22 protein-coding genes and 1 pseudogene are annotated in these 20,173 nt (G+C 37.3%); 16 read left to right on the top strand and 7 right to left on the bottom strand.

All coding sequences use genetic code 11. From position 1 onward, the window contains the following. The first annotated feature begins 79 nt into the window (after positions 1–79). The 5 genes from QKW49_RS19150 (at position 80) to QKW49_RS19170 (ending at position 4,819) form a co-directional block, all read left to right on the top strand. On the top strand, positions 80–700 hold the full coding sequence (locus tag QKW49_RS19150) for an RNA polymerase sigma factor SigX (protein WP_282864244.1): 621 nt from the start codon (positions 80–82) through the stop codon (positions 698–700). Next, positions 663–1,799: a hypothetical protein gene (locus QKW49_RS19155; RefSeq protein ID WP_282864245.1), complete on the top strand. Its 1,137-nt coding sequence runs from the start codon at positions 663–665 to the stop codon at positions 1,797–1,799. Before QKW49_RS19150 ends, QKW49_RS19155 begins: the two co-directional genes overlap by 38 nt. A 4-nt stretch (positions 1,800–1,803) precedes the next feature. Next, complete coding sequence (locus tag QKW49_RS19160) at positions 1,804–2,706, top strand: ABC transporter ATP-binding protein (protein ID WP_282864246.1); 903 nt, start codon at positions 1,804–1,806, stop codon at positions 2,704–2,706. Further along, entirely contained in the window at positions 2,703–3,551 is an 849-nt protein-coding gene (locus tag QKW49_RS19165; RefSeq protein ID WP_282864247.1) for an ABC transporter permease, read from the top strand. Before QKW49_RS19160 ends, QKW49_RS19165 begins: the two co-directional genes overlap by 4 nt. 92 nt (positions 3,552–3,643) lie before the next feature. After that, positions 3,644–4,819: a DUF362 domain-containing protein gene (locus QKW49_RS19170; protein ID WP_282864248.1), complete on the top strand. Its 1,176-nt coding sequence runs from the start codon at positions 3,644–3,646 to the stop codon at positions 4,817–4,819. A 226-nt stretch (positions 4,820–5,045) separates the two neighbouring features. On the opposite strand, the gene trmB is transcribed toward QKW49_RS19170, so the two are convergent. Together trmB and QKW49_RS19180 are read right to left on the bottom strand one after the other, a co-directional pair. Beyond that, positions 5,046–5,696, bottom strand: a complete 651-nt coding sequence (trmB, locus tag QKW49_RS19175; RefSeq protein WP_282864249.1) for a tRNA (guanosine(46)-N7)-methyltransferase TrmB — start codon at positions 5,694–5,696, stop codon at positions 5,046–5,048. Positions 5,697–5,804: 108 nt separating this feature from the next. Then, positions 5,805–6,812, bottom strand: coding sequence for a YeiH family protein (locus tag QKW49_RS19180; RefSeq protein ID WP_282864250.1), 1,008 nt, complete (start codon positions 6,810–6,812; stop codon positions 5,805–5,807). 299 nt (positions 6,813–7,111) lie between these two features. Between QKW49_RS19180 and QKW49_RS19185 the strand changes: the two genes are divergently transcribed. From QKW49_RS19185 to QKW49_RS19205, 5 genes are all read left to right on the top strand, one after another. Further along, positions 7,112–7,528 carry a bacteriohemerythrin gene (locus QKW49_RS19185; protein ID WP_282864251.1) on the top strand — a complete coding sequence of 139 codons (417 nt, stop codon included), beginning with the start codon at positions 7,112–7,114 and terminating at the stop codon, positions 7,526–7,528. An 83-nt stretch (positions 7,529–7,611) separates the two neighbouring features. Further along, the gene (locus tag QKW49_RS19190; RefSeq protein ID WP_282864252.1) at positions 7,612–8,301 is read left to right on the top strand and encodes a peroxiredoxin; all 690 of its coding nucleotides are present in this window, start codon (positions 7,612–7,614) and stop codon (positions 8,299–8,301) included. A gap of 189 nt (positions 8,302–8,490) precedes the next feature. Further along, the gene (locus QKW49_RS19195) at positions 8,491–9,708 is read left to right on the top strand and encodes a cell envelope integrity protein TolA (RefSeq protein ID WP_282864253.1); all 1,218 of its coding nucleotides are present in this window, start codon (positions 8,491–8,493) and stop codon (positions 9,706–9,708) included. A gap of 205 nt (positions 9,709–9,913) precedes the next feature. Beyond that, positions 9,914–10,159: a hypothetical protein gene (locus QKW49_RS19200; RefSeq protein ID WP_282864254.1), complete on the top strand. Its 246-nt coding sequence runs from the start codon at positions 9,914–9,916 to the stop codon at positions 10,157–10,159. Between the two features lie 92 nt (positions 10,160–10,251). Then, the gene (locus QKW49_RS19205) at positions 10,252–10,578 is read left to right on the top strand and encodes a hypothetical protein (RefSeq protein WP_349239138.1); all 327 of its coding nucleotides are present in this window, start codon (positions 10,252–10,254) and stop codon (positions 10,576–10,578) included. A gap of 14 nt (positions 10,579–10,592) precedes the next feature. On the opposite strand, the gene QKW49_RS19210 is transcribed toward QKW49_RS19205, so the two are convergent. From QKW49_RS19210 to QKW49_RS19230, 5 genes are all read right to left on the bottom strand, one after another. Beyond that, a complete protein-coding gene (locus QKW49_RS19210; RefSeq protein WP_282864255.1) occupies positions 10,593–11,057 on the bottom strand; it encodes a transposase in 465 nt (154 codons plus the stop codon). 63 nt (positions 11,058–11,120) lie between these two features. Then, entirely contained in the window at positions 11,121–12,752 is a 1,632-nt protein-coding gene (locus QKW49_RS19215) for an IS66 family transposase (RefSeq protein WP_282864256.1), read from the bottom strand. 273 nt (positions 12,753–13,025) lie between these two features. Beyond that, a complete protein-coding gene (tnpB, locus tag QKW49_RS19220) occupies positions 13,026–13,388 on the bottom strand; it encodes an IS66 family insertion sequence element accessory protein TnpB (RefSeq protein WP_282864257.1) in 363 nt (120 codons plus the stop codon). After that, on the bottom strand, positions 13,378–13,764 hold the full coding sequence (locus tag QKW49_RS19225) for an IS66 family insertion sequence element accessory protein TnpB (RefSeq protein ID WP_282864258.1): 387 nt from the start codon (positions 13,762–13,764) through the stop codon (positions 13,378–13,380). Before QKW49_RS19225 ends, tnpB begins: the two co-directional genes overlap by 11 nt. Positions 13,765–13,869: 105 nt before the next feature. Beyond that, on the bottom strand, positions 13,870–14,772 hold the full coding sequence (locus QKW49_RS19230) for a transposase (RefSeq protein ID WP_349239044.1): 903 nt from the start codon (positions 14,770–14,772) through the stop codon (positions 13,870–13,872). Positions 14,773–14,993: 221 nt separating this feature from the next. Here QKW49_RS19230 and QKW49_RS19235 point away from each other — a divergent pair. The 6 genes and pseudogenes from QKW49_RS19235 to QKW49_RS19260 form a co-directional block, all read left to right on the top strand. After that, positions 14,994–15,122 (top strand): annotated as a pseudogene (locus QKW49_RS19235) (redoxin domain-containing protein); the annotation flags it as partial. A gap of 339 nt (positions 15,123–15,461) precedes the next feature. After that, complete coding sequence (locus tag QKW49_RS19240) at positions 15,462–16,334, top strand: branched-chain amino acid ABC transporter permease (RefSeq protein WP_282864259.1); 873 nt, start codon at positions 15,462–15,464, stop codon at positions 16,332–16,334. An 8-nt stretch (positions 16,335–16,342) separates the two neighbouring features. Beyond that, positions 16,343–17,362: a branched-chain amino acid ABC transporter permease gene (locus QKW49_RS19245; protein ID WP_282864260.1), complete on the top strand. Its 1,020-nt coding sequence runs from the start codon at positions 16,343–16,345 to the stop codon at positions 17,360–17,362. A 21-nt stretch (positions 17,363–17,383) separates the two neighbouring features. Continuing rightward, positions 17,384–18,154 carry an ABC transporter ATP-binding protein gene (locus tag QKW49_RS19250; RefSeq protein ID WP_282864261.1) on the top strand — a complete coding sequence of 257 codons (771 nt, stop codon included), beginning with the start codon at positions 17,384–17,386 and terminating at the stop codon, positions 18,152–18,154. Beyond that, positions 18,147–18,857, top strand: a complete 711-nt coding sequence (locus QKW49_RS19255) for an ABC transporter ATP-binding protein (protein WP_282864262.1) — start codon at positions 18,147–18,149, stop codon at positions 18,855–18,857. The genes QKW49_RS19250 and QKW49_RS19255 overlap by 8 nt, the downstream gene beginning before the upstream one ends. Positions 18,858–18,904: 47 nt before the next feature. Continuing rightward, complete coding sequence (locus QKW49_RS19260) at positions 18,905–20,056, top strand: ABC transporter substrate-binding protein (protein WP_282864263.1); 1,152 nt, start codon at positions 18,905–18,907, stop codon at positions 20,054–20,056. Positions 20,057–20,173: the final 117 nt, after the last annotated feature.

Consider the following 20,173-nt stretch of genomic DNA (forward strand, 5'->3'; position numbering starts at 1 on the left):
TAATATTTATCGTAGGCCCTGTGTTTATCAGCAACAGGGTCTTTGTTTTGGGAAATAATATGAAAAAGAGAAAAATCTATTGCATTGGTGTCATAAAAAATCTTTTGGTGGTGTTTATATATATGAACCGGAGGTGATCAACATTTTTGGGATCCCAAATCATAAGAAAATGAGTGAACAGGAATTTAAGAAAATATACACGCAGTATTATAACACGGTGTATAAACAATGCTATTATCTTGTTGGAGATAATGGCTTGGCAGAAGACCTAACACAGGAGGTTTTTGTAAAGCTGTACAACTCCAAGGATAAGGTTATTGAATATCCGGGTGCATGGCTTTCAAAAGTTGCTGCCCATACCGCCCTCAATTATTTACGGGGAGAAAAAAGAAGGATCAAGAGGGAAGAAGACATCTTATCAAATATTGAAGAGATATTCCTTCTTGAAGATAAAGTACTGCAAAAGGAAGAGATTAGAAGGGTAAGACAGGTGCTTTCACAAATGAATGATAAACAACGCAGTTGTCTGCTTCTGAAATTTTCCGGGTACTCCTATGATGAAATACAACGTGTTACAGGAATACCCAAGAATAGTATCGGGCAGATGATTGCAAGGGGAAAGGGAAATTTCCAACAAGCCTATGAAAAGGAGGATGATCCGTATGTGCTTCGAAGACAATATCCTTCAACAAGTCATTGATGGGGAGTACCGGGATGATGCAAGCAAAGTATACAAGCATATGGAACAATGTCAAAAATGCCGGAAGGCATTTGCAAGATTAAAAGCTTCGGAAGAGTTTATCCGGCAACGTTTGGAACAGGATATGGCAGTTCCGCCGGTAAGAGAGTTTAAAAACGAGTCTTTATTATCAAAGAAAGTTTATAGAAGAAAAGGAGTTATATATATGAATACACCACTAAAAAGAATTACCGCAGCCGCAGCGGCAGTAGCTGTGTGCGCAGGCCTGCTTAGTTTTCAGCCTGTAAGAACTTATGCTTCAGAGTTTCTGAAAATTTTCCGTGCCAACGAGGTTCAAGGGATTTCTATTACACAGCAGGACCTTTCGCAAATTGAAAAGGTTTTCCGTGACGGACAAGGAAAAGTGGATGTGGAAAATTTGATATCTATGGAGGTAAGTAGTGAGAGTAAAGGTTTTACAGCCAAAAACATTACCGATTTTAATGAAATTAAACAAAAAGCACCATCCGCCAAGCTTGTCAAGCTGCCTCCGGAATTCCAATATGAAAGTTTTGGTACGCAACCCGAAACGGATATGATTATGACACTGCATGTCGAAAAAATTAATGACTTACTAACCTATTTAGGGGAAGAGACCAGGCTGCCTCAAGAATTGAACGGGAAAAAATTTCATATACGTACGGGTAATGTTGTTCAATATCAGGTAAGCAACTCCAAAGAACAGGGAAATGACAATGAAGAATATAAAGGGTTCAGTTTAGTCCAGATGGATACGCCTACCCTTGAAATACCAGATGGAGTAGATGCCCAAGAATTGATTGATGCATTGTTTGCGTTGCAGATATTACCCGATAATGTAAGAAAACAGCTGCAGGGCATCAGTGATATTTCAAGTACCCTCCCTATCCCATATGATGCGGAGAAACAGGAAAAGATAGAAGTTACAATCCAAGGGCAGCATGGAATCGCATTAAAGTCAGAGGATGAAAAATATGACAGGTGTGATGTGGTCTTCAAAGAAGGCAATCAATTATATTTTGCCGGTGGTAGAGGGGTCACCCTTGAAGTACTGCTGCAGATATTGGAAACATTGGAGTGATATAATGGTAATAGAAATTTCACATTTAACAAAACAATTTAAAGGTAAAGGCGGATTTGTAGACATCTCTCTCTGCGTAGCAGAGGGGGAGGTCTTTAGCTTTTTAGGGAAAAACGGTGCCGGGAAAAGTACATTTGTTAGGACATTACTGGGTCTTTTGCATGCTGACTCAGGAGAAGCACGTTTGCTAGGGCAGCCTATCGGACATGTAGACACTAGAAAACAAGTCGGGTATCTGCCCGAGCTTTTTCAGTATCATGCATGGCTTACTGGATATGAACTGCTGTATAACCATGGATTGCTATATAAAATGGCGCCGAAAGAGATAAAGGCACGTATACCTACAGTATTAAAAATTATCGGTCTTGAAGGACATGACCAGAAAACAATAAGACAATACAGCAAAGGGATGAAGCAGCGTATAGGGTTAGGCTGCGCGATCATATCCGATCCTAAAATACTATTTTTGGATGAGCCTACCAGTGCGTTGGATCCTATAGGAAGAAAACAAGTAAGAGATATTATTATAGATTTAAAAAATGAGGGGAAGACGATTTTTCTAAATACTCATTTGCTAAGCGAAGTAGAGCTTATTTCCGACCGGGTCGCGATGATGGACCGGGGCAGAATCTTAAAAACCGGCACTATGAAGGAACTGCTGCAAGCGCCACTGTTATTAACTGTTGGCAACGTTAGAGAAGAGTTAGTGAATAGATTGACAGCATTTGACGGACAACTGAAAAGAACTCCTCAAGGGTTTGAATTGAACATTGAAAATGAAGAGGTGCTTCCAAAAATTGCGGCTGCGATTATTTCCAGCGGCGGTCTTTTATATGAAATGAAGAGAAAAGACAATGCGTTGGAAAAACTATTTATTGATACGGTAGGCGAGGAGGATGCACGATGAGCGCGATTATGAGGCTGACATTTTTAGAAATGCTTAAAAAGAAAATATTATACCTTGCATTGGCGATGACTGCAGTCTTTTTTATCTTCTACGGAGTGGCACTTCACTATGTATATGCTTCATTAAGAAATATGGAGCCTCTTATGAAGACTGCATTATCGGGGCAATTAATGTCTTTAGGCGTGTATATCACCGGATTTATTATCGCTTTTTTATCTGTATTTGCCAGTGCAGGGGCTATCTCGAGCGAGATTGAACAAGGCACCTATGATGCGATTGCTACGAAACCTATACCCAGATATAAATTGTTAATAGGCAGGTTTTTAGGGATTGTGATAGTTCTCCTTGGTTATTTGGTATTTATGTTAGGTACTACGGTGGTTCTCAATGTGGTAATAGGGCACGGTGTAGTAAAATATTTTTCATTGGCGACGTTCCTAAAGTCATTAAGTGTTTTCGCGCTGTTACCCATCCTTTTGGTTTCGGTAGGAATATTTTTTAGTTGTTCTATGTCTACCATGGCATCGGGTGTTACGCTTGTAATTTTATATTTCTGTGCAATGATCGGAGGAATACTGGAACAGGTGGGACAGATGATTACTACTGAGGCCAAACATGTAATATCCAATATCGGCATTATTATTAGTTTAATTATGCCATCCGATATTATTTATAGAAAAGCTTCTGCAGTGCTATTTACTACTTCCTCAGGATTTACCGTAAACTTAGATCAAATGCTGGGAGGCAATACTCAGCCCAGCAATGCAATGCTGATTTATATTTTCATTTATATTGCGGCCGCTGTTGGATTGAGTATACGAAAGTTTGGGAAAAGAGATCTCTAACGTGACTTATGGCTATCTATAGCGATAGTAAAATGCATTCTTGAACAATTGGAAAAAATGGATTATACTAGAGGCAAGTCAGAGGAGAATGTATGATATCCATGCTAAAGGAGATGGCGATATTGGATAAAGTTTATATTACAAAGTGCCCGGATTATGAGTATGAACATGTAAAAGCAGCGGTAACCGAATGCTTTGAAAGAATAAATGGTATGAAAGAACAGATGAAGCCAGGAGCGAAAGTGCTGATCAAAGTAAATCTATTGAAGAAAAACAAACCGGAGGATGCGGTCACTACGCATCCTAGCGTGATACAGGCGATGGTTGAGTATTTGCAGAACCAAGGGTGTATCGTTGTATTGGGGGACAGTCCCGGTGGCCCGTTTACTGAGCGGATGCTCCGTTCGGTTTATACAGCGTCAGGTATGGTGGAAGTGGCTGAAAAAACAGGGTGTATGTTAAACTATGATACTTCGGTTGTTGAAGTGAGCAATGATAAAGCATTGCGTTTAAAGAACATGCAAGTCATCAAAATCCTGGAAGAAGTGGATTTTGTCATCTCTGCAGCTAAACTGAAGACCCATGGCATGATGACATTTACCGGTGCTGTTAAAAATTTATTTGGAGTAATCCCCGGTCTTACCAAAGCAGATTATCATTTGAAGATGAGCAGCGTAGATAACTTTTCAGAACATCTTATAGATATCTGTGAATATGTGTGTCCTGTTTTTTCAATCATAGACGGTATCGAAGGAATGGAAGGAGATGGACCGGCGGCGGGAGATAAACGACAGGTAGGTCTTATAATGGCGTCTGCCAATCCGTATGCACTGGACGTAGCTGCTGCCTATATTGTCGGAATAAATCCCCAAAGCGTTCCTACCATAAGGATGGCTGAAAAAAGAGGACTTTGCAAAGGGTCTGTAAACGATTATGCTATTGAAGGCATAAAGATTGAAGAATTGAAAATATCACCTTTCAAACTTCCGAAATCCATAAGTATTAATTTCGTAGGGGGAAGGGTACCGAAGTTTATTGAGGACTGGGTGATGGGGACATTAAGACCTAAGCCGGTATTTGATTATGCCTTGTGTATTTCCTGTGGAGACTGCCATAGAAGTTGTCCGCCCAAAGTGATCGATATGAGCAGTGGGAAGCCTGTAGTAGATTTGAATAAGTGTATCCGATGTTTTTGCTGCCATGAACTATGTCCTAAAAAAGCTGTTGATATTAAGAAGCATTGGTTATATGAGAAAGTTTTTAAGTAATGAGAATAATCATTCATATCAATCTTAAGGAAGACGTGAAAAAGTGCTTGATTGGTCAGGGCAACACATGGGCGGGGCCCAGGGCCGCAGTCCGGCCGAAAACCAGGCCTGACAGCAGACCAGTCCCCAAGTCTTGCCCTTCTATGTGCTAAATTAGACTTTTTCACAACCTCCTGAAAGATCAAGTGGTTTTGTAGGGAGCGGCCCCCGTGTCGTTCCGCTAACCTCAACAGTCCGTCTCTCTGTTTACTGCTTCACAACGGTAAATCCTCATGCCTTTAGAAACAAATTTATCTTCGTATTCAGTGGTTACGATATCTGGAGCTTCAGTATTATGCAAATCAAAAGTGATGTTTTTGAGCTTATAGTCATATTGGCAAAACTCATTTAGTGAGAATTCAAACAGTTTTTCGTTATCGGTTTTAAAATGTATTTCAGAACCATTATTTAGCAGTCTATTATAAATTACAAGGAAATTTCCATGGATCAGTCTACGTTTTGCCCATCTTTTTTTAGGCCATGGGTCGCAGAAGTTAATGAAAAGAAGGTCCACTTCCTTATCAGAAAAAGTTTTTTCAAGATTATACGCATTATAATGAAGAAAAGCGATATTATTTAGCCTTATATTTTGAGCTTTAAAGACAGCATCAAAAATCAGCGGCTCTTTCATCTCTAAACCGATATAATTAATATGAGGATTGCGTTGGGCAAGCGTGATTAAAAATTTTCCTCTGCCTGTCCCGAGTTCCACGTGTATTTTATTGTCATTCGAAAAATATTCGTGCCACTTGCTGCGATAGTCTTCAGGATTTGTGCATATGTAGTTGTCATAATGTGTCAGTTGATCCCGAGTAATTGCTTTTTTTCTTGTTCTCATTTGTTTTTCCTTTCCTATGTTTTTATTGGTTATCTATATATAACGCATTAAAGTTTCTACATTGGCAAACCTATCATTACTGCAATTTTTTTAATGCGTTATATATATTCAAATTTGGCCGGTTGCAAATTGTACTACTATGCTTACGGCTGCTACGGTAAACCATACAAGAAAACCCAGCAGCAGAGGTTTTATTCCTGTGTGCATCATCTTTTTAAAGTCCGCACTCAAACCTATGGCGGATAATGCGACAACAATCATAAATTTTCCCACCACCTTAAGAGTGTGAATCGCATCATCGGGCAGGATACCTAGTGTATTCATCAAGGAAGCTGTTAGGAACCAAACGATAAACCAAGGGAAGATCTTTTTAAAGCTGTAGTTTACCGATTTATCGCTTTGTGCTTGACGCTTCTTGTTTATGGCGATTACTGCTGCGAAGATGAATGCAATTGGAATAATCATGGTAGTTCGGGTTAACTTAACAATGGTAGCATAATCTCCTGCGGCATTACTGAATGCATAACCGGCGGCAACGACTGAGGAAGTATCATTGACTGCGGTACCTGCCCAAAGTCCGAAAGCCTGGTCGGAGAAATCTAATAAATGTCCCAATGGGGGAAAGATCAATACGGCGATCACATTAAAAAGAAATATGGTTGAGATAGAATAGGCTACCTCCATCTCATCAGCTTCGATAATAGGTGAAATGGCGGCAATCGCTGAACCACCGCATATAGCCGTGCCCATCCCGATAAGGCTGGTAAGCTTTATTGGCACACCCATCAATTTACCCAACGTATATGCTGAAATAAAGGCTGCAGATAGTGTGAATATCATTACACTTAATGAATCCAATCCTGTTTCTAGTACTTGTGTGAGGCTTAATCCAGCACCAAGTAAAATGATTGCCCACTGCAGTACTTTTTTGGACGCGAATTTAGTCCCCTCTTGCGTCCACGGAGGTTTGCCCAGAGTATTATTAATAAGCATGCCGATTACAATGCCGAATACAGCACCACCCACTATCGGAAATGATGACCCCAGCCAGGCTGAGGCGGCGGCAATAGCCAGTACAATAGCTAGTCCGGGTATAGTTTTGCTTATCCAATTCATATTCATCACCTTATGCCTAAATATACTGTGTATTTATAATGTATTTTTCCATAGACAAAAATATAATATCACGAAAGATAGTTTGAATCAAATACAATGAAAAAATGCATAGTAAGGTCTGCAGCTGTTAATGACACACATATTTATTATTTATCACACATGCCAAGCAGTACTATCCGATAATTTATCTCTCACAATATATTTTTATTTAAGAAGTTAAATGTTATAATGATATTATTATGAAAGCTTTAATTCGAAAAATTTAACATACAGAAGAGAGTAAAAGGGAGGTAAAGAGTATGAGTAAGCCTTGGCAATGGAATGAAAGTCTTGAAACAGGGTATGAAGAAATAGACGCTCAACACAGGGAGATGCTTGATAGAGTAAACCAATTTATGCAGGCAATTAGTGAAGGAAAGAAAGAAGGAATTGTTTGCGAAACCATTATATTTTTGGAACAATATGTTGTCGAGCATTTTCACGCAGAGGAAGTCATTCAGAGCAAATACCGTTATCCCGGATATAAAAACCATAAGAAATTACATGAAGAATTCATTAGCAAACTAGAAGAATTGAAAGACACTGTTGTACAGGGAGGAATCAGTCCGGAAGTTACCTTTGAGATAGGAAGTACACTAAGCCTCTGGCTGGTTGAGCATATTGGTATGCAGGATAAGGCACTGGCGGATTATTTAAATAGTGAATCAAATGAGTAGTGTGTCATAGTCTATTCTACGAACATTTATATCAAGTGATGAATATAGTATCATAGAATACTACTTCGAAAGGAGAGATTTTCATGGACGTAGATAGAAGCATGCCTAGAACATGCTTGCCTCAAATCGGCGCAAAGGCCCCTGATTTTGAAGCGATGACCACTTTCGGGCCGATAAAGCTTTCTGAGTTTTGTGGTAAATGGGTTGTCTTATTCTCGCACCCAGGAGATTTTACCCCGGTCTGCACGACCGAGTTTATCGCTTTTGCAAGATGTTTTCCGTATTTCGTGCAGAGAAATGCACAGCTTATTGGCTTGAGTGTGGACAGCAATTACTCTCACCTCGCCTGGGTGTACAACATTTATATGAATACAGGAATAGAGATACCTTTCCCGGTTATTGATGACAGAAGTTTAACGGTATCCAAGCTTTACGGCATGATTTCCACGGCAATGAGTGATGTGACAACGGTAAGAAGTGTATATATTATTGATCCAAACGGGATTTTAAGAACAATATTATACTATCCTTTAACGACAGGAAGAAATATACCTGAAATACTCAGAATATTGGATGCATTACAAACAGCAGATGCTGAAAAGGTAGTAACCCCTGCCAACTGGCTGCCGGGTATGCCGGTCATTATTCCACCGCCAAATACATACGAGCAGTTGAAGAAACGTATAGAATGCCAGAATGGATATCAGTGTATGGATTGGTATTTGTGTTATAAGGATATTAGTCAGTCAATTGAACCTGGTGGTTGCAGATAGCAGAATAATACTAGATAAATAGTCAACAATCTGAAGACTGGAAGGTGTTTTTCGGTCTTTTTTTATGTTCATAAATGTAATGAGATATGATAAAATAAAAATCAAGATGTAAGTTATGGATAAGCAAAGAAATTTGCTAAAGATAAATTTATTTAGTTTTAAAACTATAATAATGTGTGAAGGGGTGTTATGATGAAACAAATGTTAAGAATTTTATTAATTTTAACCATGATTTTTATTTTTGTAGGTTGTTCATCTAAGACGGCAAATCAGAAAACCGAAGAAGAAATCAAGGCAGAACTCAAAGCTGAAATGGAAGCCGAAGCAAAGATGAAAGAAGAGCTAACAGCGGAGACGAAAGCGGAATTAGAGAACAAAGCTAAATCGAAAGAAGAATCTAAAGAAGATCAGAACAACAATAATGCTTCTGAGAGTAGAAAAAAATTGACAAACGAACAGATTGAAGCAATAGCAAGTGATTTAGCAGCATGTTTTAATATTTTTAATGAGGATCAAATACTTTCAATAGGTTCAGAAGAAGCTGAGGATTTTGGACGTTTCTTAGTATTTATGTATGGTCAGCAATATATTGTTGATCACTATATTCCTAATCTGGGTAGTCTTGTTCCACCCGAAAAAATGGTGGTGAAAGAAGGGGAAACAATGTACGGGCCGGGCAAGATAGCTAATGGAGAATATGTAGAAGCTATTAGTGAAGCTATCTTTGGTGTGGATATTAGTTCTAAAGAGGAAGCTATCTGGACTCCATGTGACCCAGCTTTTCCTGAAAGCAAACTAAAAGAAGTTAAAGAAGAAAACGGAAAATATATTGCAACTCTTAACATGCTTGATGAGGTTGAACAGCCATTTTTAACTATGGAGGTTCATTTATTCCTAACAAGTGAAGGATATACAAGGATTGAATATGTGTCAGCAAAAGAGATTCATGCTAATGTGTCTAAGCCTAAAACGGAGTTCACAAACAAGAAAAATTATCCTACGCCCGAAACAGTTAACGGAGAAGCTATAAACTACGGAGATTATTATACTGTAATAATTCCAATGTATCAGGGAATTTATAGTGAGGTAGAAGAACCACCGCTTCCTTTCGAATTTAAGGAATATACACTAGGTGAAGGAAAAAACTTGCTGCACTTTGCAGTATTCGGAGAACTTAACTTAGGAGGTTTTACTGTTGTAAAACACATGGAAGATGAAGGTGAATTTTATCATATTGGAGAAACTATAAAAGACAGTATGGTTAATATTTATTGTGACTTGCCAACAGATTTTTCTAGAGTTAGAGTTACAGGCAGCGTAACCCTTAACGAGGAAAACTATGATGTAGAATTTGTCCTTGACGATATGCGTGAGATTTCAGATTATAAAATTCTAAAATATAAGTAGACAAATTAGTATAAGTAGAAGAATGCCAAAGTTGATAGGAAAGATGTGGACGCCATCTATGAGTTCGTTAAGCAGGATGTCAAGAGTCTATCAAGGAGATAGTAAACGACTTTATTACTTTAGCTATGTACTGTAATTTATCATATAATAATATTAGGTAGAAGGATATAATGTTAGTATAAAAACACAAAGGAGATGAATTTTAGTGACTTGGAAAGAAGTTAGGAAAAGTTATCCAAATCAGTTCATTAAATTTGAAATAATCGAGTCGCATATTGAGGACAATAAAGAAATTGTAGATGAAGTAGCAGTTATTAAGGCGATAGCGGATGATAAAGAAGCTATGCGTGAGTTTATTAATCGGAAAGAAGGTCAGTTTGTATATAGCACTAAAAATGAGAGTGTAGTTATCGAATTAATAAAACATGTGGGAATACGAAGGAGTGTATAATAATGCAAAAGCTTGAGTATAAAAAAGGCTTATTATACACTTCTATTAGTTTAATGCATGAGGATAAACGTGTTTAGGTCGAAGATGTAATTATAGATACAGGAGCGTTTCATACAATTATTCTTGCAGATTATCTTGCTGAGCTAGATGTCGGCTTTTCTGATGATGATAAACTAGTAAAGGCCTGTGGGTATGGAGGAATTGAGTATAGCTCGGTTCGTAAGAGAATTAATAGGATAGAAATGGGAGATATATTTCTAGAAAATATTAAACTAGATTTTGGTGTAATTGATCCCAAGGAAAGAGTTAATGAATTAGTTGGATTAGATTTTTTAAAACAAGCAGGACTTGTAATTGATTTTGTAGAATTAAATATCTATAGTTTTGCAGAAAACTCTTGGGTAAATGTGTTACCATAAAAACCCACTGTGCATTATGCAACGAAGTCCACGATAGCATCTTTATCCAAGACAATTTCATGCTGTTCCGCTTCTGGTGCGGAATCAGCGAATACAAGTTTTCCCAAGGCATACTTTCTCAAACAATACCGTAGCTTGGAAAAACTTAACTCTGATACCCAAGGGGTATCCCCTGTATCGGAAGTAATATTTAACCATTTGCACTTGCCATACTTTATAAGTACAATTTTACCAATATTATAGGCGATACCAACAGTGTGTAAAAATCGTAATACAGGTAATAAGCTGTGGTGTTGGTATTCTCCAAAACCGAGATACTGCTTAACATCGCGTATTGCCAATTCTATTGAAAAACGGGAACCGTATATTTCAATAATCTGGGCAGCAGTGAGGGTTGTATCTGTACTGATTAATGCCATTAGCTTACCTTTATTAGTATGGAGCACTACCGTACGAACCTTTTTGGATAACTTGAGCATGCGTAAACGCTCCATTCTCGGTACCTTGACAAATGTTAGACCATTATTCATAGCCATTTGATTTTATTGTTCTGACTTTTTGATGTTTTTCGGAAGCTTATCTGACCATGGAAGCAGATCATTCAAAAATGATTTATCTGTATCTTCCATATGTTTTGGAATCTCTGTTAACAGATATTCAAAATATTCATAAGGCTTTAAGTTATTCGCCTTTGCAGTTTCAGCAATACTATAGATGATAGCAGAACTGGTTGCTCCTCTTATCGTATCGATAACTTGCCAATTCTTTTTTCCTATACAGAAGCCACGAATGGCTCGTTCACTTGCATTGTTATCCATTGGAACATCACCATCAGTTAAAAATACTTTAAGATAGCGTTCCTGATTTATTAAGTAATTGAATCCTTCGCGAAGTTTTCCTTTTCCCGGGACTTCACATTCATGCTGTTTGATGTACACAAATAGAGCATCCACCATGGGCTTAATTATAACCTGGCGTTGCTTAAGTCGTTCCTCAGAAGTAAGGTCCTTTAACTTGCCTTCTTCACGATATATGGCCTGGATCTGTTTCATGAGCAGATATGCCATGGATTCTTTCCTTGCAGGCTCCGAAATCACTTTCTGTGCTTCATCAAGACGCCGTCTTGCGTGAACCCAGCACCCAGCAATCGTCAGATCCTCAAGTTGTTTTTCTACAGTGTGGTAGACCTGATATCCATCTGTTACGCAGATACCAGAATAATCCTTTAGGAATGTCCTTGGATGTGATGCATTCCTCGTTTTCTGGTATTCATACAACACGATCTGCCTGGCTCTATACATGAAACCTGAACGGTATACCCACATGTAGCTCTTACTTCCTGCCGGTCGACCGTCACGATTAACGAGAACCGGAGTTTCATCTGCCTGGATGACATGATAATCATAGAGTAGCTTGTGAAGATGATCATACATGATTCCAAGGTATTCTTCTCCAAGACGGATCATCCAGTTCGCCATATTCTGACGGGTAATTGCCAGTCCATAACGTTCAAACTCTTTTTCCAAACGATAAAGAGGAACTGCATTCACATACTTGCCATTCATGATAGCTGCCCCAAGTGAAGGAGATACCGGACTACCATGAAGCAGTCCCTTCGGATACGCTGCTTTTACCATATGCTCATCTGATTTGCTTGCATAGACTCCAATATGGTGCTCATCGACTTCTACCTTTGCAGGGACAAACTTATACCGTTTGGTAATCACATCCGGAAGCTGTTTCCAGCCTTTTTCACCGAATTCAGCAGTCAATTCTTCCTCTGTCATGTAATGATTGATTCTGTTCGTTGGAAGACCTGCTAAATCTTTTTCTTTCTTTCCGGACTGCTTTGTCTTCTTTGAGGGGCTTTGTTCTAGCTCCTCAGGTTCCGGCACATCCAGATCACAGACTGCCTCTGCTTCGTTAAAGAATACGATGGTCCCATCGACTTCCATAAAGCGGATCTGAGCAACATCCTCCATCTTCTCGGTGGATCTGCCAAAACGATGGTTGGTAGCAAGAACTAGCTGTTCCATCATGAGCTGCATCTTCTCATTAAGAGCGTGCGTCTCCTGAGTAAGCGCATCCATTTGTTCTTGCAGACCAAGAAACATCGAGACAAGGAGCGACTTGTCCATTGTATTCAATTGTTCTTCTGTATATTTAAATGCCATAATCAAGAACTCCTTTTATTGGACTTAATTATAGCAGATACAGCGTAATTACGCTAATCTGTGTTCGTTAGCCTTCCGTCATTTTGACGGTGGATAACCTTTCTAAAAGGTCAAAAATCTTTGACATCTTAGAATGGTTATCCACACAAACCGATAATTCTTATATAATTGGCCTTAACAATTCACGGTCAGAATTGCAGTGTGTGGATAATAGAAAAGTATTTTCAGATTTCAGCTTTTCAAGAATTTTAAATTCTACGAAATGCACAAAAACTACATAGCCTTTGGTGGATCCTTTAATTCTGTAATCGGACGTTTTGCAACAATCTCTAGCCCTTGCATTAACATTCGGTACTGTTCCTCTGATATTTCAATCGCCTCATCTGCAGATCTTGGCCAACTAAAGGCACCTGTATTAAGTCTCTTATACAGCAGCAAAAAGCCATCACCTTCCCATAAGACCGCTTTGATACGGTCACACCGTCTTCCACAGAATAAGAATAACGTGTTTGTGTCATAAGGATCGAGATGAAATTGAAAGCGAATGATGGCGGCTAATCCCTCAATACCCCTGCGGAGATCGGTATACCCTGTTGCCAGATAAATTTTCTTGAATCCGTTTCCATCATTTAACATGAGCGATAGCTCCGATAAGAGTACTAATAAACTCAGTTGATGCAGTAGAAAGTAATTCAATCGATATATCATTTGTTCCATGTAGTATTGCAACAGTGTCAGATGCCAGCGTTTTTTCGCTTGGGCATGAATGTACAGGTTTTGAGTTTGTTGGTACAGGCAATTCCACAAAGTGCGACTCATTATTCTGAGCATGGGCTAAACACGCCTCGCGCACACGTCGTAGCCTAAAATAGTATGCTGCTTTTGTTATACCATTCTGTTCGCACCAGGTATCAACTTTCATTCCAGCCGGTCGAGCCTGACAATCTTTAATTTGCTCCGACCATTTTTGTATACGAATCTGCTCTGCCACTAAACTTGTTTGAGTCTTCATATGTTCTCCTTCCCTAGAGTCAAAAAAGTTTAGTACTAAACTTTTTTGACTGAATAGTTCATGAGAGCATTATCTCAAATATAATACTTAAAGAAAAGGTACTTACTATGAAGCGTTTACGAGCATGCAAACATCGGCTACAGCAATTTCTATAGTTTGAATTTTGCCGTAAAGCTGTACAGTAACAATTTCATGTTCGGTAAGATTCCAAAGTTCACGAACTTTAATTTGTTTGCCATATTTGGGCTTACGACCCCTTTTTTTCTGCGATTGCGGTTCAGGGTCTAAACGTGCTACAGCATCAGCTCTTAATTTAGTAACAACATCAATGCCTTGGTCAAGCAATGGCTGAATAAAAGGTTTGTTTGCAAAGTATGCATCTTCTACGGTACGTAGTTTATGACCGCTTTGTAATACCCATTGATTTAACTGGAGTATTTGAGCATGTGCAACATCCCAGATTTTTAATGGTTCTGCTTGGCCTGATTGATTACATTTCCATTGGCTCTTTGCAAGCTTTCCTGTAACGAGTTTAAAGGAAATAAGGAAGCTAATATATTGGTTTTTGAAAAAGCCTGTAATACCAAGTACTCCCCAGTGATGTCCTATAATATATTCACCAGCATCAGCATTACCGCTGTGGTTATCCCATTTTTGAATGCCGATTACTTTCTTAGAATCTTTTGCATTCAAAGTAGTATCAAAGCAGGCTTGAATCTTACCATGTACCATGAGTTCATTTGGGAACAAGTTCAGAAGCAGCAAAAACATTTTTCTTATAACTTCTGTATAATCCCATTTATACTCCGTAAAGAACCTACACCAACTAGATACGTCTTTACGAAAGAAAAAGCAATGCCGATACAGCTTTCTGGTAGTTTTCTTGCCTGGAACCACAAGTAGGCACCATATATAGCAAATAAAATAATTATAAGTTTTTATGCATTTAAAGCATTCTTTTGGAAATAATAGTAACTGGATTATTTCCATAGGAATGTAGATAGTCATTGCAGAATCGCTCCTTTTTAAGGGATTGGGCCGGTGCCCTGCAATATCTATATTCCTATTTTATTGTGCTTTTATGCTGGTAATTGATGCATGTAATTTAAAAAGTGCAAAACTATAGTTAAATATATATAAGAAGGCTACCTTATAGCATGCAATTTTTATTATTATGTTCTAGTTTACTGTTGATAAAAGTTAGTACATAGCATACGGGCGTATTTACTTCGGTTTGCACGACCGAGTTTATTGCTTTTGCAAGATACTTTCCATGCTTTGTTCAAAGAAATGCACAACTGATCGGACTAAGTGTAGATAGCAATTATTCACATCTTGATTGGGTAGTAAGAGAATAGTATATAAGTAAATAGCAGCAAACTTGAGGACCGAAAAATGTTTTCTGGTTCTTTTATTATGCATAAAAGCGAAATCTGCCACCGAAATATAAATAGTTCTAAAGGAATTTTAGTATAGTGAATAGTAGTATACTAAAGTTAAAAAACTTTTATGAAAAATAATGAAATAATGAATATTTTGCATAACTATTCAACTTTATGTTGAATAGTTATGCAAAATAAATTATAATTATGTCGTTATATATTATTGCTATTAATAAGTAAATTAAGAAGTTTAGATATACGAAGACAAAAATTGTAATTTTTATAGGTTTTTTATTTGATTGGGGGTAAACAGTTTTGTTATTTCAACAAATTTTGAATGGTTTGACTATCGGTTCGGTATATGCACTTGTAGCCCTAGGATATACTCTGGCGTATGGGATTTTAGGGTTAATTAATTTTTCCCATGGTGAAATATATATGATAGGTGCATTTATAGCATTTACTTGTATATCTATTTTAGGGTTAAATATCTGGATATCACTTATTATAGCTATTTTGCTCTGTGGATTAATAGGAATACTTATAGAGATTGTAGCGTTTAGATCTATTCGACATGGTGCTAGATCTTCGCAACTTATAAGTGCCATTGGCGTATCGGTTTTACTGCAGAATACTGCAATGTTAACTTGGGGTTCAGGAACAAAGCCTTTCCCGCAAGTGGTTCCGACCCAAATAAATAAGATTAATGATCTAGTACTTTCTAATCTTCAAATATATATTCTTATAACAGCTGTAGCTTTAATGGTTATATTATATTTTTTGCTTTATAAGTCCAGAATTGGAATTGCTATGAGGGCAACTTCGCAAGATTCGGATACAACCAGTCTTATGGGGATTAATGTCAATAGGGTGATATCTATTACTTTTGCAGTGGGATCGATTTTAGGGGCAGCTGCAGGAATATTAATGGGTATATACTATAACAGCATTGTTTTTAATATGGGATATACGGTTGGCTTAAAGGCATTTGTTGCTGCCATTTTAGGAGGAATAGGCAATATACCTGGAACTATGCTTGGAGGCGTTATACTTGGTCTTGTTGAAAGTCTCGCTGCTGGTTTTATATCATCACAGTATAAAGATGCACTAGCGTTTTTGATTATGATCATTGTACTTTTAGTAAAGCCGACAGGAATTTTTGGTAAAAAAGAAGTAGAAAAGGTATAGGTGATATAATGAGCAAATTAAAAGAAACTTATAATAAGACAATAGTGAAGTTAAGTGAAAAACCATTATTACTAGTTATTCTAGGTATTATGTTAATAATGTTGTTTCCGGTTGTATTTAATAATAACTATATTCTTCATATTTTAATTGTTGCAGGTATCTATATTGTTTTAGGGGTTAGTTTAAATATTGTTACCGGTTTAGCCGGAGAATTAGATTTAGGACATGCTGCCTTCTTTGGGATAGGAGCGTATATATCGAGTTTATTTACAATTAAAATCTATAATAATTTTTGGATAGGTTTGCTCATCGCTGCCATCGTTTCATTTATATTTGGTATTCTTCTCGGAATTCCAAGCCTTAGAATCAGAGGTGATTATCTTGCGATTGTTACACTTGGGTTTTCTGAGATTATAAGATATGTATTGTTAAACTGGCAAGATGTTACGAATGGACCTATGGGGGTGAGCAGGATACCCTTACCTTCTATATTTTCATATCAAATTGCCACAAAACAAGTCCTATTTTATCTTGTTTATGCAATAGTTATTATTACTATCATTTTAGTCAAAAGATTGAGTATGTCAAGATTCGGGAGAGCAGTTGTAGCAATAAGAGAAAATGAAATTGCAGCAGCGGCAATGGGGATTAATATTGGCTATTATAAGGTTTGGTCATTTGCAATTTCGGCTGCTTTTGCCGGTATTGCAGGAAGCCTTTTTGCTCATTATATGAGCTTTATCAGTCCTATGAATTTTACTTCAAATGAGTCTATTCTTATTTTATGTATGGTAGTATTAGGCGGAAAAGGAAGCATCATTGGTTCTGTTTTTGGGGTTCTAGTATTACTATTGCTTCCAGAGATGTTGCGATTTGTATCTATGTATAGAATGCTGATATATGGAATTGCATTAATTGTTATGATGATATTTAAACCAAAAGGAATTATACCGGAAAAAAGAATATTTGGGAAATATAGCAATTATGCCTTTGTTACGCTTTCTAAATCTCATGAAGGCCAAGGCTGATTCTTAGAAAGAGGTGATACTTTGGAATTATTAAGTATTCATAATATATGTAAATATTTTTCAGGCTTAAAAGCAGTAGATGATGTATCTTTTGATGTCAGAAAAGGCGATATTGTTAGTATTATAGGTCCCAACGGAGCAGGAAAAACAACCTTATTTAATGTAATATCAGGACACTATACCGCGACAAAGGGTAATAAAATATTTAATGATAATGATATTACAAATTTACCTACTCATAAGATAGCGGAAGTCGGAATAACAAGAACTTTTCAAAATATTAGATTGTTTTCAAACTTAACAGTGATAGAGAATGTTATGATAGGTCTTCATATAAAACTTAAATCGAATATTCTTAATTCACTATTTGATACACCAAAAACAAAACAAGAAGAAATTTGGTGCTATGAATATGCGATGGAACTGTTAAAGCAAATTGGTTTAGAAAACAAAAGTATGGAAATTGCAAAAAATTTATCCTACGGTGAACAGAGAAGACTGGAAATAATAAGAGCATTAGCGTCTAAACCTCAACTACTCATGTTAGATGAACCTACTGCAGGCATGACAATGCAGGAGGCGATAGAATTGGTTAATTTTATTAATGAATTAAAACATAAGGGAATTACTATTCTGCTGATTGAACATAACATGAGGGTTGTAATGGATATTTCCGATAAAATTATAGTTTTGGACCATGGCGTGAAGATAGCTGAAGGTAAGGCTAGTGATATTCAATCCAATGATAAAGTAATAGAAGCATACTTGGGAAGGAGGAAGCAACGTGCTTAAAGTGGAGGGCCTTACGGTGAAGTATGGTAACATCACAGCTGTAAATAATATAAGCTTTGAAGTGCCAGAGGGTAAAATTATAGCGCTTATAGGTAATAATGGTGCTGGCAAAACAACTACACTCAAAACAATTTCATGCCTTTTAAAACCCTCAAATGGAAAAATACTATTCAATGATCGGGATATTACCGGACAGAAGCCGCATGATATTGCAAAACAAGGACTTATACATATTCCGGAAGGCAGACATATATTTCCACAGCTGACTGTTAAAGAGAATCTTATTATTAGTTCTTTCTCAAGAACTATAAAATATAAAAATTTTAAACTAGAGATAGAGCAAGTACTGGATACTTTTCCAAAACTAAGGGAACGTCAAAAACAATTGGCAGGTACCTTGAGTGGAGGAGAGCAACAAATGCTTGCAATTGCAAGGGGAATCCTTCAAAAACCAAAACTTCTGATTTTAGATGAGCCCTCTATGGGATTAGCACCACTTATAGTAGAAGATGTTTTTGAAAATATAAAAAGAATAAATAAGCAAGGTACAACAGTACTTTTAGTTGAACAAAATGCACAGATGGCGTTATCTGTTGCTGATTACGGATATGTATTGGAAGTCGGAGATGTTGTATTAGAGGGAAATGCAGCTTCATTACTTGAAGACTCCAGCGTAAAGAAAATATATCTTGGCGAAATGTGATAAACCATATATTTTGCAATATAAATAATAAAATTAGGAGGATTACTATGTTAAAGTCAAAAAAAACGATTGTTCTTATTAGTTTCATTTTAATTGTTAACTTATTAGGTCTTGTAGGCTGTGCGAATCAGGCAGCTAACAGCAATTCAAACACCATTAAGCTTGCAACGGCAGCCCCAATGACGGGTGATTATGCACAATATGGACAATATACTAAAGAAGGTCTTGAACTAGCTTTAGAAGAAATCAATAAAAATGGAGGCGTTTTAGGAAAGCAAATAGAGCTTGTATACGGTGATGATAAAGGCGACCCGAAAGAAGCGGTTAGTGTAGCTCAAAAGCTTATCAATGATAAAAATATAGTAGGAATGTTAGGACACTTTTTTAGCGGTGCAACGCTAGCGGCAGGGCCTATATATCAATCAAATGGCATTCCTACCCTTGCAATTGCTTCGACCAATCCAGACGTACCCACAATTGGTGACTATATATTCAGAATTAATGTAGGGGACAATTATCAAGGCAGCCAGTTAGCAAAATGGTTATACGAGACGAAAGGTATAAAAAAGGTAGCCGTCGTTTATGATAATAACGATTATGGTAAGGGCGTTTCAGATGTTTTCAACAAGACATTCAAAGAGCTAGGCGGTGAGATTACTACAATCGAATCCTATATCGGAGGGCAGGAAAAGGATTTCAGTGTTATAGTTACTAAAATAAAGGGCAGTGGAGCTGAAGCAATCATGCTGGCAAGCTATCCTACAGAAGGTGCTCTTATTGCCCAACAGGCAAAAAATAATGGTTTAGATATTCCGATAATTTGTACTGACAGTATTTACACAGAAGATTTTATTAAATTAGGCGGACAAGCAGTTGAAGGGGCAACGGTTGTAAGCTATTTCCACCCATCTGATCCTAGACCTGAAGTACAAGAATTTATAAAAAAATTCAAAGATAAGTATGGAAAAGAGCCAGACTCATGGTCTCCATATGCTTATGACGCTATGTATGTTATGGTAAATGCTATTAAAAGAGCAGGTTCTAGCGATAAAAAAGCTATACAGAAAGCATTATCTGAAACGAAAGATTTTCGAGGGGCTACTGGATTGACAACATTTAATCAGGATGGAGAGCCTGAAGGAAAAGATTTAATTATATTAACTGTCGAGAATGGTCAATATGTTCCTCTAAGTGAATAAATCTCCTATATGAGTCTAGCATAGGAAGTATATAATAGAAAGAATTAGAGCCTGTTTATGCGGTAGGGGAGGGGTGAAATTACTATTAGATGGTAGTAAACCCCAATAAACGATGCA

This window comes from Petroclostridium sp. X23 (assembly GCF_030013905.1).
Lineage (GTDB): Bacteria > Bacillota > Clostridia > SK-Y3 > SK-Y3 > X23.

Bases quoted from the DNA above. Each gene is read 5' to 3' on its own strand.
- QKW49_RS19155 (WP_282864245.1), top strand. From the start codon at position 663: ATGTGCTTCGAAGACAATATCCTTCAACAAGTCATTGATGGGGAGTAC.
- QKW49_RS19160 (WP_282864246.1), top strand. From the start codon at position 1,804: ATGGTAATAGAAATTTCACATTTAACAAAACAATTTAAAGGTAAAGGC.
- QKW49_RS19165 (WP_282864247.1), top strand. From the start codon at position 2,703: ATGAGCGCGATTATGAGGCTGACATTTTTAGAAATGCTTAAAAAGAAA.
- QKW49_RS19170 (WP_282864248.1), top strand. From the start codon at position 3,644: ATGATATCCATGCTAAAGGAGATGGCGATATTGGATAAAGTTTATATT.
- trmB (WP_282864249.1), bottom strand. From the start codon at position 5,696: ATGAGAACAAGAAAAAAAGCAATTACTCGGGATCAACTGACACATTAT.
- QKW49_RS19180 (WP_282864250.1), bottom strand. From the start codon at position 6,812: ATGAATTGGATAAGCAAAACTATACCCGGACTAGCTATTGTACTGGCT.
- QKW49_RS19185 (WP_282864251.1), top strand. From the start codon at position 7,112: ATGAGTAAGCCTTGGCAATGGAATGAAAGTCTTGAAACAGGGTATGAA.
- QKW49_RS19190 (WP_282864252.1), top strand. From the start codon at position 7,612: ATGGACGTAGATAGAAGCATGCCTAGAACATGCTTGCCTCAAATCGGC.
- QKW49_RS19195 (WP_282864253.1), top strand. From the start codon at position 8,491: ATGATGAAACAAATGTTAAGAATTTTATTAATTTTAACCATGATTTTT.
- QKW49_RS19210 (WP_282864255.1), bottom strand. From the start codon at position 11,057: ATGCTCAAGTTATCCAAAAAGGTTCGTACGGTAGTGCTCCATACTAAT.
- QKW49_RS19215 (WP_282864256.1), bottom strand. From the start codon at position 12,752: ATGGCATTTAAATATACAGAAGAACAATTGAATACAATGGACAAGTCG.
- tnpB (WP_282864257.1), bottom strand. From the start codon at position 13,388: ATGTTAAATGATGGAAACGGATTCAAGAAAATTTATCTGGCAACAGGG.
- QKW49_RS19225 (WP_282864258.1), bottom strand. From the start codon at position 13,764: ATGAAGACTCAAACAAGTTTAGTGGCAGAGCAGATTCGTATACAAAAA.
- QKW49_RS19230 (WP_349239044.1), bottom strand. From the start codon at position 14,772: ATGACTATCTACATTCCTATGGAAATAATCCAGTTACTATTATTTCCA.
- QKW49_RS19245 (WP_282864260.1), top strand. From the start codon at position 16,343: ATGAGCAAATTAAAAGAAACTTATAATAAGACAATAGTGAAGTTAAGT.
- QKW49_RS19260 (WP_282864263.1), top strand. From the start codon at position 18,905: ATGTTAAAGTCAAAAAAAACGATTGTTCTTATTAGTTTCATTTTAATT.